This is a genomic window from Corynebacterium ciconiae DSM 44920, from assembly GCF_030440575.1.
GTDB classification, from domain to species: domain Bacteria; phylum Actinomycetota; class Actinomycetes; order Mycobacteriales; family Mycobacteriaceae; genus Corynebacterium; species Corynebacterium ciconiae.
In genome coordinates this window covers 2009224-2023423 of record NZ_CP047189.1, presented here as the reverse complement: position 1 = coordinate 2023423, position 14200 = coordinate 2009224, and the positions used below count along the sequence as shown (strand labels likewise).

Below are 14200 nucleotides of genomic sequence, written 5' to 3'. Positions count from 1 at the left end.
ATAGAATACATGCACCGTCTCGCGGGGATCGAGCGAGCCTATCCATGGGGCTCCCGCACCGCCATCCCACGGTTGAAAGGGGACCAGGCGCCCGCGCCGCATCCCATAGCCGAGCTGTGGTTCGGGGCGCACCCGGCCTCTCCGTCCACGGTGGATGGCAAGCCGCTGAGCGAACTCATCGCCCAGGACCCCAGCGCGTGGCTGGGCAAGCGCATTGCGCAGCGCTTCGATAACCGACTGCCCTTCCTCGTCAAAATTCTCGCAGCCGACGAGCCCCTGAGCCTGCAGGCCCATCCGTCCAAGCAGCAGGCTGAGGATGGCTGGGAGCGCGAAAATGCCCTCGGGATCGATGTCAGTGGGGCCCAGCGCAACTATAAGGACAATAACCACAAGCCCGAGGTGCTGGTGGCGCTGTCCGACTTTGAGGCCATGGCCGGATTCCGCCCGCTGGAGCACACCATCCGCCTGCTGCGCCAGCTCAACTGCGCCGCGATGGATCGCTACCTGCACATGATCGACGATGGTCAGGCGCTGGGGGAGAGGGAAGAGGAAAACCGCCTCCGGGCGCTCTTTACCACCTGGATTACCATTCCCGCCGGTGCGCGGGCGGAGCTGATCCGCCACCTCATCGAAGCCATCGATGCCGTCGACGAGCAGCAGGTAGAGCCGTGGATCGCCCACACCCTGCACAATGTGCGGGCGATTAATGAGCGTTATCCCAATGACATTGGCGTGCTGGGGGCCCTGCTGCTTAACCACGTGCAACTGGCCCCAGGCGAGGCTATCTACCTGCGCGCGGGATCGCTTCATGCCTACCTGCATGGTGTGGGCGTGGAAGTGATGGCCAACTCCGATAATGTGTTGCGCGGCGGGCTCACCACCAAGCATGTGGATGTTCCCGAGCTGGTGAAGGTGCTTGGCTTCGCTCCGCTCGCCGATCCTTTCGTGGCAGCAGAGCAGCACACGCGCGCGGGCGCAGAGATTACCCGCTATCCCATTCCAATCGAGGATTTCAATCTTTCCGCCATCACGATCGACGCCACCGCCGAGCCGCTCGAACTTCAGCTCGACGGGCCGACCATCGTGGTGAGCAGCTCGGGCGAGGTTGAGATCACCAACGCCAACGGCGAGCAGCTGCGCATCGGCCCCACCGAGGCGGTGTGGCTCGATGAGCGCGACCGCAACGTGATTCTCACTGCCGAGGAGGCGGCCCAGGTCTTCTGGGCTTATGCCTAAACGCAGCCGCAGATACATCTACAGGCCCTTTCCCCGCATAGGGGAGAGGGCCTGTAGTGCTAGAAAAACGCGGAGCTGCGGTGTGTGCGGCAATCGCCGTGGGTAGGGGCGAGGCTACTGAGCGGGGACGCTGCGCGGTGAGCTGACCGTGGGGCCGGCGCTGGTGACGCTGGGGGCTTCCACCGGCTCCGGTGAGCGGGCCGAAGAACTAGACGGGCTCGAAGTACGCGGCGAGGAGCTGGACGGGGCCGAGCTGCTCGGGCGGGAGCTGGCGCTGCTCGGGGCCTCGCGGGTGGCAGTGGGCTCCGTGCTGCTGCTCGGCGCTGTGGAGCTTGGGCTCGGCTCAGTCTCCGAGGAACCGACGTGCACGCTGCTCGGCGTCGAGCTCGTGGGGGCGGTCTCCTTCGGGGCATCGGGGGCGCTGGTGGGCACCGGCTCGCTGCTGCTCGGAGAGCTCGGGCTCTCTGGGCTAGAGGTGCCATCCTGCGGTCGCGTTGGTGTGCTGCTGATCGGGGAGCTCACAGGGGTGCTCTCCTCGCTGGTGACACTCGGGGCCTGTGGTGAGCTCGGCGCGGAGGGCTGTTGCTGGGTGCTGCTTGGTCCCGGCTCGCCGGTATTGGGCAGGCGAATGATCTTGGTCGGCGGCACGGTAGAGGTGCGGGAGCTGCTCGGGGCCTGCGGGGCGGTGCCGGAACCCGGCTGCAACGGAGTCACCCGTGAGGTGCTGCCGTGATACTCCTTAGGATCGTCCTCCTCCGTCCTTGAAGGCTCGTCGGAGGGCTCCGAGGACGGCTCGGAGCTTGACACGCTCTCGGACTCGTTGACGGAGACATACCCGCCACGGGTTTCGGCGGAGCTAGAGCCACGGCTGGCGTTGGGGGCAGATAGCCACCATGCGCCCACGCCCACGATCAGGGCGATAGCAAGCCCAGCAGAGGTGAACAGGAAAAACCGCTTGAGGTCGGAATCAACCATCACTCACCTCTTTTCCTGCTCCGTGAGCTGCGAAGGAACACAATCAAGCAAATATAACGAATCTATAACTTGCCAAGGACGATAACACGATTTAAGGCCCCGTGAAAAGAGTTCCGTGCTAATGAGTCGCCGCTGGCGGAGGTGGCGGGTGGCAGTGCAGACATCAGACGAGGGTGCCACCGCCCCAGCCAAAGGGGGCCCTTTCCCACCCGCGGGTTGCCATTGTGAGCCGCGGTGTACATCCCATGGCGGCCACGAGTATTGCGGCGGCGTTAGGCGTGGTAGATATGGGATAAACACGCGCCCGTCGCCGCGCTTTTTCTACGGTGTAACCACGGCCGCCTACCCTCCGGTGAGGTGGGATGGCACACCCGAGGTAGGTGGGGCGGAAACGATGGCCCGGCTGGGCGCCTCTGGGCTATATGTGTAATGCATCACGCCTCGGCAGTGGCGGGGCGCTGAGGCGGCATAACGAACCTGTCAACCAAGAAGCATGTGAGTGAGGTCAACATGAGTAGCTGGGATGAAAGCATCTTCACCGAGGACGTCAACGTGGAGTTCCTCGATGAGCTCTCCACCCTCGACGAGGAAGAGATTGTGGAGGCTGTGGACGATGCCTGCACTCTCGCCGCCCGCCAACCCGAGGTATCCGAGGCCGAGCTCAGCAATGGGCTCGCGGCCGCTACTATTGCCGCTATCTGGGCCGGCGCGCCGTATAGCGCTGGTGCGGTGGTGGAGGACTATCCCTTCATCCGCGAGCTCAGCGGGGCAGGCAGCGAGGAACTGCGCGAGACCGCGGCCGAGCTCTTGGAGAACTCGGTGGAGGATATGGATATCGATGTCTTCCTCGAGGCCCTCAACTAATGCTGGTTGCCGTCGAAGGAATTGACGGGGCTGGCAAAAACACCCTGGTGACTGCCCTTAAGCAGCGCATCACTGGGCTAGAGGTGCTGGCCTTCCCGCGCTATGCGGATTCGATTCACGCCCAGCTCGCCGATCGCGCCCTCAAGGGGCAGATGGGTGATCTCATCTCCTCGGTCCATGGCATGGCTACTCTCTTTGCCCTCGACCGGCGCGAGGTAGTGGAGCAGCTCAGCGCCGCCCAGGCCGATCCCCAGCGGGTGCTTCTACTGGATCGCTATGTGGCCTCTAACGCCGCCTATACGTCGGCCCGGTTGAACGATGAGTCTGCAGTGGAGTGGATCAGTCAGCTCGAGTTTGGCACCTGCGCGCTGCCCGCGCCTGATCTGCAGGTGTTGTTGGATACACCGGTCGAGGTGGCTGCGGATAGGGCGCGGCGTCGCGAAGCTCACGATGCGAACCGCACCCGCGATGCCTATGAGCGAGACGCTGATCTGCAGACGCGGACGGCGGCCGCTTATCGACGCCTCGCTGCGGCCGAATGGGTCAGCCCGTGGATCGTAGCCTCCGCGCAGGATTCGCCGGAGAAAACAGCTGAACGCATCATGAATGTTGTAGGTATGGAAGTATAAACACTATGGGTGCACCGAAAATTCTCGTCGTTGATGACGATCCCGCAATCTCTGAGATGCTGGTCCTCGTGCTCAAGACCGAGGGCTTGCAAGCCATCCCGGTTCTCGATGGGGCAGAAGCCGTGAGTGCTTTCGAGCAGCATCAGCCCGATCTGGTGCTGCTGGACCTCATGCTGCCGGGAATGAACGGCATCGATATTTGCCGTGCGATCCGCCAGAACTCCACCGTGCCGATCATTATGCTCACCGCTAAAACCGACACCGTCGACGTGGTACTTGGCTTGGAATCTGGGGCCGATGACTATGTGAATAAGCCCTTCAAGGTCCAAGAGCTGGTGGCGCGTATCCGCGCTCGGCTGCGTCGCACCGAGGACGAGCCCGGTGAGCACTTCGAGATCGGCGGGCTGAAGATCGATGTCCCGAGCCACTCCGTCACCCGTGATGGGGAGGAAACCCAGCTCACTCCGATCGAGTTTGATCTGCTGACAGAGCTCGCCCGCAAGCCCGGCCAGGTGCTCTCCCGCGAGGAACTGCTGGAGAAGGTGTGGGGCTATCACAACGCCTCCGATACCCGCTTGGTGAACGTGCACATTCAGCGTCTGCGCGCCAAGATCGAAAAGAATCCCGAGAATCCGCAGATCGTGCTGACCGTGCGCGGTGTCGGTTATAAGACCGGCGCAGTGTAAGACGAGCCGGCTCATCGTTGTGACCATCCGCCAACTCAAATCCGAGGCGCGGCGTCTGCGCTACGCGGTCGCCCACAAGTGGAACACCTCGCTGCAGATCCGTGTGATCGGGTCGATCTTCGTGGTGTGTGCCCTTGTTGTGCTCATTTTGGGCCTGTCTATGATCTCGATCATGACGCAGCGCCTGGTAGACGCCAAGCTTGATATCGCGAACTCGGAGATCGACCGAGCGCGCGTGACTGTGGAGCAGCAGATCTCTTCCATTGACTCCGCCACCAGCCTGCAGCTGCAGGTGAATTCGGCGCGCTCGGCGTTGGCAGCCCGCGCCGGCGGGCCCGTGGCCGATAAAGCCGCGGTGTATGAGCCCGTGGTGGTGGTCAATAGCGATAACGACGCCGATGTGATCAGCTCGCCCGAGGGTTACCAGATCCCTCCGCGGCTGCGCCGCTTCGTGAGCGAAGGCCAAGTCTCCTACCAGTTCACCATGGTGGACAAAGAAGACGGCTCGAGCGTGAAATCGCTCATCATCGGCACCCCCACCGATTCTGGTGTGCCAGAGCTGCAGGTCTATCTGGTGCTCTCGATGGAAAACGAGGAGCAAACCCTCGCCCTCATGCGCGGTCTCTTTGCCGCCGGTGGCGTGGTGCTGTTGGTGCTCTTGGTGGGCATCTCATGGCTGCTCACCCAACAGATTACGGGGCCGGTGCGCTCGGCCTCCCGCATCGCCCAGCGCTTCGCTAATGGCCACTTCCGTGAGCGCATGGTGGTTGACGGCGAAGACGAAATGGCGCGCATGGCCATGAGCTTCAACTCGATGGCCGAGGAGCTGTCCAAGCAGATTGACCAGCTCAAGGAATACGGTGATCTGCAACGCCAATTCACCTCGGACGTCTCCCACGAGCTATCGACACCGCTGACCTCGGTGCGCATGGCCGCAGAACTCATCGTCCAGCAGCGCGAGGATCTCGACCCCCTCACTCAGCACGCCTCCGATGTGCTTATCCGTGAACTCGACCGCTTCGAGGCTTTGCTCAAGGACCTGCTGGAAATTTCCAAACACGATGCCGGAGTGGCCACGCTTTCAGCCTCCGAGGTGGATGTGCGCTCGGTAATTACTTCCGCGTGGAAGCAGGTCAAGCACCTCGCCGAGCAAGTGGGAGTGTCGGTGCGCTTCGACCTGCCCCAACAGCCGGTGATGGCCACGGTGGATGCGCGCCGCGTCGAGCGTATCCTGCGCAATCTCGTGGCCAATGCTATCGACCACTCCGAGGGCAAGCCGGTGCTTGTGCGTCTGCGCGCCAACGACGAAGCCGTGGCTCTGGCCGTGTGCGATAACGGCGTGGGGTTGAAATCCTGCCAAGAGGAGCTGGTGTTCGAACGCTTCTGGCGGGCCGACCCCTCCCGGAAGCGCCACTCCGGCGGCACTGGCCTGGGGCTGGCGATGTCTCGCGAGGATGCCCAACTCCACGGCGGCAGTCTTGAAGCTATCGGCGAGCTCGGGGTGGGCACCATGTTCCGTCTCACCGTTCCGCGCCGCCCCCACGAGGAATATGGTGAGTCGCCGCTGCCGCTCGATCTCATCGACACCTCGATTTCTGTTGGCGTGACCGAGTTGCACACCGATGAGTTTGAGGCGCTGGCCGCCAACACCGAAAGCGATGAGGTGGCAGAGGATGGCGTCGATAAGCCTCACGAGCCCGCGGGTGCCAGCGCGGAACTCCCAGAGGATGCCGCAGAGGATGCCCCCGCCCAGCTGCCGACCGGAGCTGTGGGCGCCGAGCCGGCCACGCAGGTGATTGACGAGATCACGGATGAAGAATGGGCGCGGGCGGAGCTCGATGCCTTCGATGATCCTCACCCCGACACCTCCGAGCCCGGCTTCACAGGGGCCGGCGCCGAGAACCAGGCAGCCGAGTGTGCAGAGGGGCAGCGCCCCGATGAGCCGCCGGCGGTGCGGCCGCCGCATCGAGATTATTTTGCCGATCTCATGGAAATCTCAGAAGAGGAACTTGCCGCCGCGGAGCTGGAAGACTTCGGCCCCCTCGAGGACACCGACCATCTCGACAAGCCAGACGCGGCGGAGGCCACAGACCAGGACACCACTGAGCACACCCCGAAGGAGGAGGAGAATGACCGGCGCGATTAATCCCCGATTCTCCGCCGCCACCTGTGCGGCCGAGCGTCGCATTTGGGCGGCCCGAAAGACTGTGCTCGCCACGGTGGTGGCGGCTGCGATGGCCACGGCGGGCTGCACCAGCCTGCCCACCGATTCCGATCCGCAGGCGTTGCGGTCTTTCGAACCGGGGGTGGATGTGGGCGGAGAGCTCACTCCGGAGCCTGGGCGGGAGCCGGATCTGTTGCTGCGTGATTTCTTTACTGCCTCAGCGAATCCGACCAAAAACCACGCCAGTGCCCGAAACTTCATGACCCCCGAGGCGGCAGGGGCGTGGAAGGACAGCCCGGAGCCCACCACGGGGGCGATCATTGTTGATCGTGTGGACCTCAACGCCAAGGGCACCCCGCGCGACGGGGCGGTGGGATACACCGTGCGTGGCGAGGTAGTGGGTTATCTCGGTGAGGGAGGGGTGTATCAGCCCGAGCATGCCTCTTTCGAGGCGGAGATGTCGCTTAAGCGTGTCGACGGCGAGTGGCGCATCGCGTCTTTGCCGGACGGGGTGATCATCGAGATGAGCGAGCTGAGCAAGCAGTATCAGCCGCGAGATATCTACTTCTTCGACCCCAAATTCCAGCGGCTGGTGGCGGATCGGCGCTGGGTGTATTCGGATCAGGAATCCTTAGACACCACCTTGCTCACCCTGTTGGCCGCAGGTCCGAGGGAGGCGCTGCGCGAGGGAGTGAAAACGGTGCTGCCCACCGATTCCACCTTCATTGGTAAACAGGACTCGGCCTATGAGTTCACCGGTCTGCAGACGCTGAGTTCCGAGGAGCGCCAGCTCTTTAGCGCCCAAGTGGCCTGGACCTTGGCCCGCTCCGATATCGCCGATCCCTATGCCATCACCTCGGATGGGCTGCCGCTGTCGGCGGGATCGAATACCACCGAGTTGTCGGATGTGGCCGAGTTCAATCCTTTCGCCTCCGCTGCGGTGTCCTTCCCGCTCTATGCCGTGGCGCAGGGCGAGCTGTTTTCCATCGAGAACGACACCCCAGCGCGTGTGTCTACCCAAGGCGATACCAAGGGAGTGATGCAGTCGGCAGATGTGTTTGCCAGCTCGGAGTCTGTGGCGGCGGTGTATTCCACCGACCCCAGCGTGGATGAGGACCCCGAGGTGTCGGGGGTGGATGAGTCCGTGAAGGATTCCACTCTCTACTACGGCGCCTTCGACGCGCCGATGAAAAAGGCCCTCGATGGCCGCAGTATCACTCGGCCGACCTTCGCCGCCGATGGCAACGCCATTTGGAGCGTGGTGGATGGCACCACTGTGGTGCGTACTGCCCGCTCCACTTCCACCGGTGAGATCGCGAACACCGAGGTGGATATTGATGAGCTGTGGGAGCAGATCGACGCCGAGGAGGAATCCAGGCGCCCGCCAATTACCGCGTTGCGGCTCTCCCCTACGGGGGTGCGTGCCGCGTTCATCGTCCAGGGCGATGTGTATTTGGCGACTGTAGTGCCGGAGCAGCCGGGGGAGTACAAGCTAACCGCGATCCATAACATCGCGCCCTCCTTGGGTAACCAGGCCACCACCTTGGACTGGACGCCCACGGGGGCGCTGATCGTGGGCACCAAGAGCCAAGAAAGCCCGGTGTGGCAGATCTCCACCGATGGTTCGGAGACGATCGCCCTGCCGAGTGGCAATATCACCGCTCCAGTGCGTGGGGTGGCGGCGAGCAACTCCACCTATGTGGTGGCCGACCAGCACTCGGTGCTGCAGCTGCCCGTGGGCGGCAACTCCACCTTCTGGCGCGAGGTGCCGGCCCTACAGGGAACCCGTGCGGTGCCGGTGGTGGCGCGCTAAGCTGCGGGGACAGTCTTATGCTGCGGCGGTAGTTCTCTGCCGCAGCGGCGATCGTTTGGGGCGAGGGTTGCTGCACGCACGAGGGGGAGGATGCAGTGAGTGGGCCTGTGGAATGGCTACTGCCGGTGCACTGCGCTGGCTGTCGGGCACCGGGGGTGCGGGTGTGCGCCCGTTGTGAGCGGGCATTGGCGCGGCCGCCGGAGCTGGTTATGCCCACCGTGGCGCTGGATATCCCCGTGTGGTCGTGTGGCCCCTATGGTGGGCCGCACCGCCGGATCATCCTGGATATGAAGGAGCGCGGGCGGGTGGATGTGATTCCGCATGCCGCCGCCGTGCTGCGGGCCGCTCTCGAGTATCTTGCCGCCCGCGGGGAGTTGCCGGAGCCGCAGGAGCTGAGTCTCGTGCCGGCGCCCACCACCAGAAAACATGCGCGCCAGCGTGGCGGTGATCATGTGGCCGCCCTGTGTCGCCACACTCGATTACACACTGCTGAACTGCTCTTTCGTATTCCTCGGGCCCGCGATTCTGTGGGGATGAGCGCCGCGGAACGCCGGCGTAGTCTCAGCGGCTCGGTGCGGGTGGCGCGGGCAGTGCGGCCGCCTTATGCCAGTGTGCTTGTCGACGACGTCCTCACCACCGGTTCGACTCTCGCCGCGAGTCGAGCCGCGCTGGCATATGCGGGGGTAGCAGTGATCGGCGCCATAACCTTAGCGGCGGCTTAGAGAAACCCACGTTACTGGGGCAATGCTTTCAGCGGGGTGTCCGCTAGGGGCGAACATGGTTGAGAACCCTAGAAGATTGGTCATAACCAGATGTATTCTGGAGGTGCAAGACATCAACGTCACCGCAGACCACGAAGGAGCAATCCAGCCCCTTTGATGGTGGTGGCCAACCCCGGGAGGTACACGCACGTGACTACACCTGCTGACAACACCGAGACTCTGCGCCCAGAAGCACAGGTTCGCATCACTGGCCGCAACGTTGAGGTTCCCGAGCACTTCGCTGAGCGTGTTAACACCAAGCTCTCCAAGATCGAGCGCCTCGATCCGACCCTCACTTTCTTCCACGTCGAGCTGCAGCACGAGCCGAATCCGCGCCGCGCCGATCGCGCCGATCGCATTCAGATCACCGCCACCGGTAAGGGTCACTTGGCTCGCGCCGAGGCGAAGGAAGATAGCTTCTACGCCGCACTGGAGACCGCGCTGGCAAAGATGGAGCGTTCCCTGCGCAAGGTGAAGGCCCGCCGCACGATCAGCCGCTCCGGTCACCGCGCCCCGCTGTCCACCGGCGAGATCGCCCGCGAGCTCGTGGACGAGGCTCAGTCCGCGAAGGCGGAAGAGGATGACCGCTACACAGACACCTACGCCGACAAGGTGGAGGATGTCATGCCGGGTCAGATCGTTCGTCGGAAGGAGCACGCCGCTATCCCGATGAGCGTGGATGATGCTCTCTCGGAGATGGAGCTCGTTGGCCACGATTTCTACCTCTTCATCGATGAGGAGACCAACCGCCCGTCCGTGGTGTACCGCCGCCACGCTTTCGACTACGGCCTGATCGCCCTCACTGAGGACGAGGAGAGCTAGCTCTCTTAACGCCATAAGTCAGTACGTACTGTCCGACCCGCTCGGAGCCATGGTGCTCGGAGCGGGTCGGTGGCGTGTTGGCTACTTATCCAGCTCCCTAGGGTTAAGTGCACGTCAGTGCGGGGCACTGAGGGTAGGCTGCATCGCCCACGCGCCGGGGTGCGTACAATAGTTCCAGACGTGCGGGCAGCTGCGCCTTATCTCCGATAGTGCGTTATGCTGCCCACAGCAAAAGCTTGAACGTGAGTGTGCCGTGCGCCGTGCCGAGATGTTATGGGCGCGGAAGGAATGCAGCGGCGCGTCGCTTCGATTGTCGATATATAAGGAAAAGTAGAGCCTGTGCTAGGACTGTCAAAGCTACTCCGGATGGGTGAGGGGCGCGCCGTGAAGCGTTTGCGCAACCTCGCTGATCAGGTCATCGCAGTGGAATCGGATTACGAAAAGCTCAGCGATGATGAGCTGCGCGCGAAGACTGATGAGTTCAAAAAGCGCCTCGAGGACGGCGAGACCGTCGATGACCTCGTAGTGGAGGCCTTCGCGGTGGCCCGCGAGGCATCGTGGCGCGTGCTCGGCCAGAAGCACTACCCGGTGCAGATCATGGGTGGCGGTGCCTTGCACTTCGGCAACGTTGCCGAGATGAAAACGGGTGAGGGCAAGACTCTCACCTGTGTGTTGCCCGCCTACCTCAATGCCCTCGAGGGCAAGGGTGTGCACGTGGTGACGGTGAATGACTACCTGGCAAAGCGTGACTCCGAGTGGATGGGTCGTGTGCACCGCTTCCTTGGGCTGCGTACTGATGTGATTCTGGCCAGCAAAACCCCGGCGCAGCGTCGTGAAGCATATGCAGCCGATATCACTTACGGCACCAATAATGAGTTTGGCTTCGACTACCTGCGTGACAACATGGCGCGCACGCTCGACGATTTGGTGCAGCGCGGCCACCACTACGCCATCGTGGATGAGGTGGACTCCATCCTCATCGACGAGGCCCGTACCCCGTTGATCATCTCCGGTGCTGTGGAGGGAACCTCGCAGTGGTACACCGCCTTCTCGCAGATCGCGCCGCTGATGAAGAAAGACATCCACTACGAGGTGGATGTGCGCAAGCGCACCATCGGCGTGAAGGAAGAGGGTGTGGCCTTCGTCGAGGACCAACTCGGCATCGATAACCTCTACGCCCCCGAGCACTCGCAGCTGGTCAGCTACCTCAATAATGCGCTCAAGGCCAAGGAGCTGTTCACCCGCGATAAGGACTACATCGTGCGCAACGGTGAAGTGATGATCGTGGACGAGTTCACTGGCCGTGTGCTCTCTGGGCGCCGCTATAACGAAGGCATGCACCAGGCCATCGAGGCCAAGGAGCAGGTGGAGATTAAAAACGAGAACCAAACTCTCGCCACCATCACCCTGCAGAATTACTTCCGCCTCTACGACAAGCTGGCCGGCATGACCGGTACCGCTGAAACCGAGGCCGCCGAGCTGCACCAGATCTACAAGCTCAACGTGATCGCCGTGCCACCGAACCGCCCCAACCAGCGCACCGATGAGCCGGACTTGATTTACAAGACGCAGGAGGCGAAGTTCGCGGCCGTGGCCGATGACATCGCCGAGCGCGTAGACAAGGGCCAGCCGGTGCTGGTGGGCACCACCTCCGTGGAACGCTCCGAGTACCTCTCTGTGCTGCTGCAGCGTCGCGGTATCAAGCACAACGTGCTCAACGCCAAGCACCACGAGCAGGAAGCCCAGTATGTGGCCCAGGCAGGTCTGCCGGGCAATGTCACCGTGGCCACCAACATGGCTGGTCGTGGTACCGACATCGTGCTGGGTGGTAACCCAGACATCCTCGCGGACTTGGCGCTGCGTGAGCGCGGCCTAGATCCGGTGGAAAACCCGGAGGAGTACGAGGAGGCGTGGGATCAGGCCATCGCCGATGCCAAGAAGCGCTCCGAGAAGTACGCCGAGCAGGTACGTGAAGCCGGCGGGTTGTATGTGCTGGGCACCGAGCGGCACGAGTCGCGCCGTATCGATAACCAGCTGCGCGGCCGTTCGGGACGTCAGGGTGATCCGGGTGAAACTCGCTTCTACCTCTCGCTGCGCGATGAGCTCATGGTGCGTTTCCGCGGCCAAGCCATCGAGTCCATGATGAACCGCCTGAACGTGCCGGACGATGTGCCGATCGAGGCCAAGATGGTGTCCAACTCCATCAAGACCGCCCAGTCGCAGGTGGAAAACCAGAACTTCGAGGCACGTAAGAACGTGCTCAAGTACGACGAAGTGATGAATGAGCAGCGCAAGGTGGTCTACGGCGAGCGTCGCGAGATCCTCGAAGGCATGGACGTTGAGCCCTTCGTGAAGAACATGATCGACGAGACCCTCTCCGCCTATGTCTCCGCCGCCACCGCCCATGGCTACGTGGAGGACTGGGACCTCGACGAGCTGTGGAACGCACTTGAGGCGCTCTACGGCCCCAGCTTCGGCTACCAAGAACTCATCGATGGCACCACCTATGGTGCTGCCGGCGAGCTCGACGCCGAGGATCTGCGCAGCGCATTGATCGACGATGCCCGTTCGCGCTACGCCGAACTCGAGGAGGCCGTCACCTCCCTCGGCGGCGAGGAGCAGATGCGCAACCTAGAGCGCACCATCATCTTGTCCATCGTGGACCAGAAGTGGCGCGAGCACCTCTACGAGATGGACTACCTCAAGGAGGGCATCGGCCTGCGTGCCATGGCGCAGCGCGATCCGCTGGTGGAATACCAGAAGGAAGGCGGCGACATGTTCAACGCCATGAAGGACGGCATCAAGGAAGAAACCGTCCGCCAGCTCTTCCTCCTGCGCCAGCAGTTTGTGCCCAAGATGGAAGAGGCAGGCACCGCTGACATCAACAATGACGGCAAGATCGATGCCGAAGATATCGGCGGCGATGTGGCCAAGGTGCGCGAGGCCGAATCCAAGCGCACCTACCGCGGCCCGGCAGAGCAGTAGCAGTCAGGCGGCTCAGCGGCCGCAGGGCGCTCGAGACTAGAACACCCGCAGGGTGTGGACGCACCACACCTTGCGGGTTGTTTTATGCGTCGAAAGCTCCATGGCCCCAGCCACAAAGCGGTGCTCGCTGAGCCTGCCAAGGGGGCGGCCAAGCCTCACCAAAAAGTCGAAACGATCGGGGCGATACACATCCGGAATCACGCGGAGCTCAGCGATCGGTGGGGCAGTGGTATCCGGCGAGGCGTTTTGGGCGTTGATCAGCCGGCGCATCATGGCCACGTGTGCCCGCGCCTGCACAGCGAAGCGGGCTGGGGCGAGGCTACTCGGCTCGGCGGCACCGCTGAGCACCGCCAATACTCGGCTCACTGCAGGCAGGGCCACGCCGTGCAGATCCGAGAGGTGCCGGCGTGGCATCGGGGCATGTGGGCCTGTATGCGGGCCTCGGCTGGCATTCGTGATCGCAGCGTCGTGCGGCGGACCGGACGCGCTGCCGCCACACGCATGGTCGGGGTCTGTAGAACCCACTGCCGCAGAGGGCAGTGGCTGCAATTTTTTCAAATGGGTGCTGCCTGCAATCGAGGCAAAGGTTAACGTCTTCTCGCTCATGGGCGCGTCGATGGCCTTCCTGCGCAGCGGGTGCGCGGTCGCTAACGCAACCATCCCCGGCACGTGCATGCCGGTGGCCCGTGGAATCCCCCTGTTGTCCGCGTATAGTATGGCATGGTTAGCGGCGCGGCGCCTGCCGAGTTAGCCGAGCGCACCCCTTGGGGTGGGTGAAGGAAGCATTATCAGAAATAGCAGCGCCTTTTTAGTGAAGGCAGCTGCAGAGACAGTTGTTACTTTAAGGAGAATTCATGCGCGGATTAGTAGTGGATTATGTGGGTGTGCTTGACGGTTCAGAGGAGGATCAGCGCCGCTGGCGCAATTTCTTCTCTGCCCTGCGGAAGAAGGGCGCGCCGATCGCCATTTTGTCCAATGATCCCGGCGGTCCCGGCGCCGATGAGATCCGCGAGTGGGAGTTCCGCGGCATCGTGGATGCGGTACTGCTCTCTGGTGAAATCGGGGCAGAAAAACCCACCGTGGAGGCCTTCCAATTTGCCGCTGATACCTTGGAGCTGGATCGCAAGGACTTGGTCATGGTGGATGATTCCATCGTGAATGTGCGTGGCGCTGTGGAAGCTGGGCTGATTGGCGTGTACTACCAGCAGTTCGATCGCGCCATCGTGGAGATCGCCGGCGTCTTCGAGATCGAAGGGGAATTCTAA

Annotated in this window: 12 protein-coding genes; 11 read left to right on the top strand and 1 reads right to left on the bottom strand. The window is 62.8% G+C overall.

The annotated features are described in order from the left end of the window. The first annotated feature begins 9 nt into the window (after positions 1-9). From manA to secA, 10 genes are all read left to right on the top strand, one after another. Positions 10-1236, top strand: a complete 1227-nt coding sequence (gene manA, locus CCICO_RS08875; protein WP_018020124.1) for a mannose-6-phosphate isomerase, class I — start codon at positions 10-12, stop codon at positions 1234-1236. 163 nt (positions 1237-1399) lie between these two features. Further along, positions 1400-1969, top strand: coding sequence for a hypothetical protein (locus tag CCICO_RS08870; protein WP_018020125.1), 570 nt, complete (start codon positions 1400-1402; stop codon positions 1967-1969). Between the two features lie 752 nt (positions 1970-2721). Further along, complete coding sequence (locus tag CCICO_RS08865; protein WP_026161521.1) at positions 2722-3075, top strand: DUF4259 domain-containing protein; 354 nt, start codon at positions 2722-2724, stop codon at positions 3073-3075. After that, entirely contained in the window at positions 3075-3704 is a 630-nt protein-coding gene (locus CCICO_RS08860; RefSeq protein ID WP_018020127.1) for a dTMP kinase, read from the top strand. Before CCICO_RS08865 ends, CCICO_RS08860 begins: the two co-directional genes overlap by 1 nt. A 5-nt stretch (positions 3705-3709) precedes the next feature. Then, entirely contained in the window at positions 3710-4390 is a 681-nt protein-coding gene (gene mtrA, locus CCICO_RS08855) for an MtrAB system response regulator MtrA (protein ID WP_018020128.1), read from the top strand. 19 nt (positions 4391-4409) lie between these two features. Further along, on the top strand, positions 4410-6536 hold the full coding sequence (mtrB, locus tag CCICO_RS08850; RefSeq protein WP_018020129.1) for an MtrAB system histidine kinase MtrB: 2127 nt from the start codon (positions 4410-4412) through the stop codon (positions 6534-6536). Continuing rightward, positions 6520-8367: an MtrAB system accessory lipoprotein LpqB gene (lpqB, locus tag CCICO_RS08845; protein ID WP_018020130.1), complete on the top strand. Its 1848-nt coding sequence runs from the start codon at positions 6520-6522 to the stop codon at positions 8365-8367. Before mtrB ends, lpqB begins: the two co-directional genes overlap by 17 nt. A gap of 107 nt (positions 8368-8474) precedes the next feature. Then, positions 8475-9089 carry a ComF family protein gene (locus CCICO_RS08840; RefSeq protein WP_026161523.1) on the top strand — a complete coding sequence of 205 codons (615 nt, stop codon included), beginning with the start codon at positions 8475-8477 and terminating at the stop codon, positions 9087-9089. A 189-nt stretch (positions 9090-9278) separates the two neighbouring features. After that, positions 9279-9950, top strand: coding sequence for a ribosome hibernation-promoting factor, HPF/YfiA family (gene hpf / locus CCICO_RS08835; RefSeq protein WP_026161524.1), 672 nt, complete (start codon positions 9279-9281; stop codon positions 9948-9950). 366 nt (positions 9951-10316) lie between these two features. Next, positions 10317-12935, top strand: a complete 2619-nt coding sequence (gene secA / locus CCICO_RS08830) for a preprotein translocase subunit SecA (protein WP_018020133.1) — start codon at positions 10317-10319, stop codon at positions 12933-12935. 36 nt (positions 12936-12971) lie between these two features. Here secA and CCICO_RS08825 read toward each other — a convergent pair whose 3' ends face one another. Further along, the gene (locus tag CCICO_RS08825) at positions 12972-13349 is read right to left on the bottom strand and encodes a hypothetical protein (protein WP_018020134.1); all 378 of its coding nucleotides are present in this window, start codon (positions 13347-13349) and stop codon (positions 12972-12974) included. Positions 13350-13789: 440 nt separating this feature from the next. On the opposite strand from CCICO_RS08825, the gene CCICO_RS08820 reads away from it, so the two are divergent. Further along, positions 13790-14200 (top strand): HAD family hydrolase, encoded by a 411-nt coding sequence (locus tag CCICO_RS08820; RefSeq protein WP_018020135.1) that lies wholly within the window; start codon positions 13790-13792, stop codon positions 14198-14200.

What these genes read in the sequence shown, in the direction of transcription:
- lpqB (WP_018020130.1), top strand. Translation starts at nt 6,520, where the DNA reads ATGACCGGCGCGATTAATCCCCGATTCTCCGCCGCCACCTGTGCGGCC.
- secA (WP_018020133.1), top strand. Translation starts at nt 10,317, where the DNA reads ATGGGTGAGGGGCGCGCCGTGAAGCGTTTGCGCAACCTCGCTGATCAG.
- CCICO_RS08825 (WP_018020134.1), bottom strand. Translation starts at nt 13,349, where the DNA reads ATGCCACGCCGGCACCTCTCGGATCTGCACGGCGTGGCCCTGCCTGCA.
- CCICO_RS08865 (WP_026161521.1), top strand. Translation starts at nt 2,722, where the DNA reads ATGAGTAGCTGGGATGAAAGCATCTTCACCGAGGACGTCAACGTGGAG.
- CCICO_RS08820 (WP_018020135.1), top strand. Translation starts at nt 13,790, where the DNA reads ATGCGCGGATTAGTAGTGGATTATGTGGGTGTGCTTGACGGTTCAGAG.
- CCICO_RS08860 (WP_018020127.1), top strand. Translation starts at nt 3,075, where the DNA reads ATGCTGGTTGCCGTCGAAGGAATTGACGGGGCTGGCAAAAACACCCTG.
- manA (WP_018020124.1), top strand. Translation starts at nt 10, where the DNA reads ATGCACCGTCTCGCGGGGATCGAGCGAGCCTATCCATGGGGCTCCCGC.
- mtrA (WP_018020128.1), top strand. Translation starts at nt 3,710, where the DNA reads ATGGGTGCACCGAAAATTCTCGTCGTTGATGACGATCCCGCAATCTCT.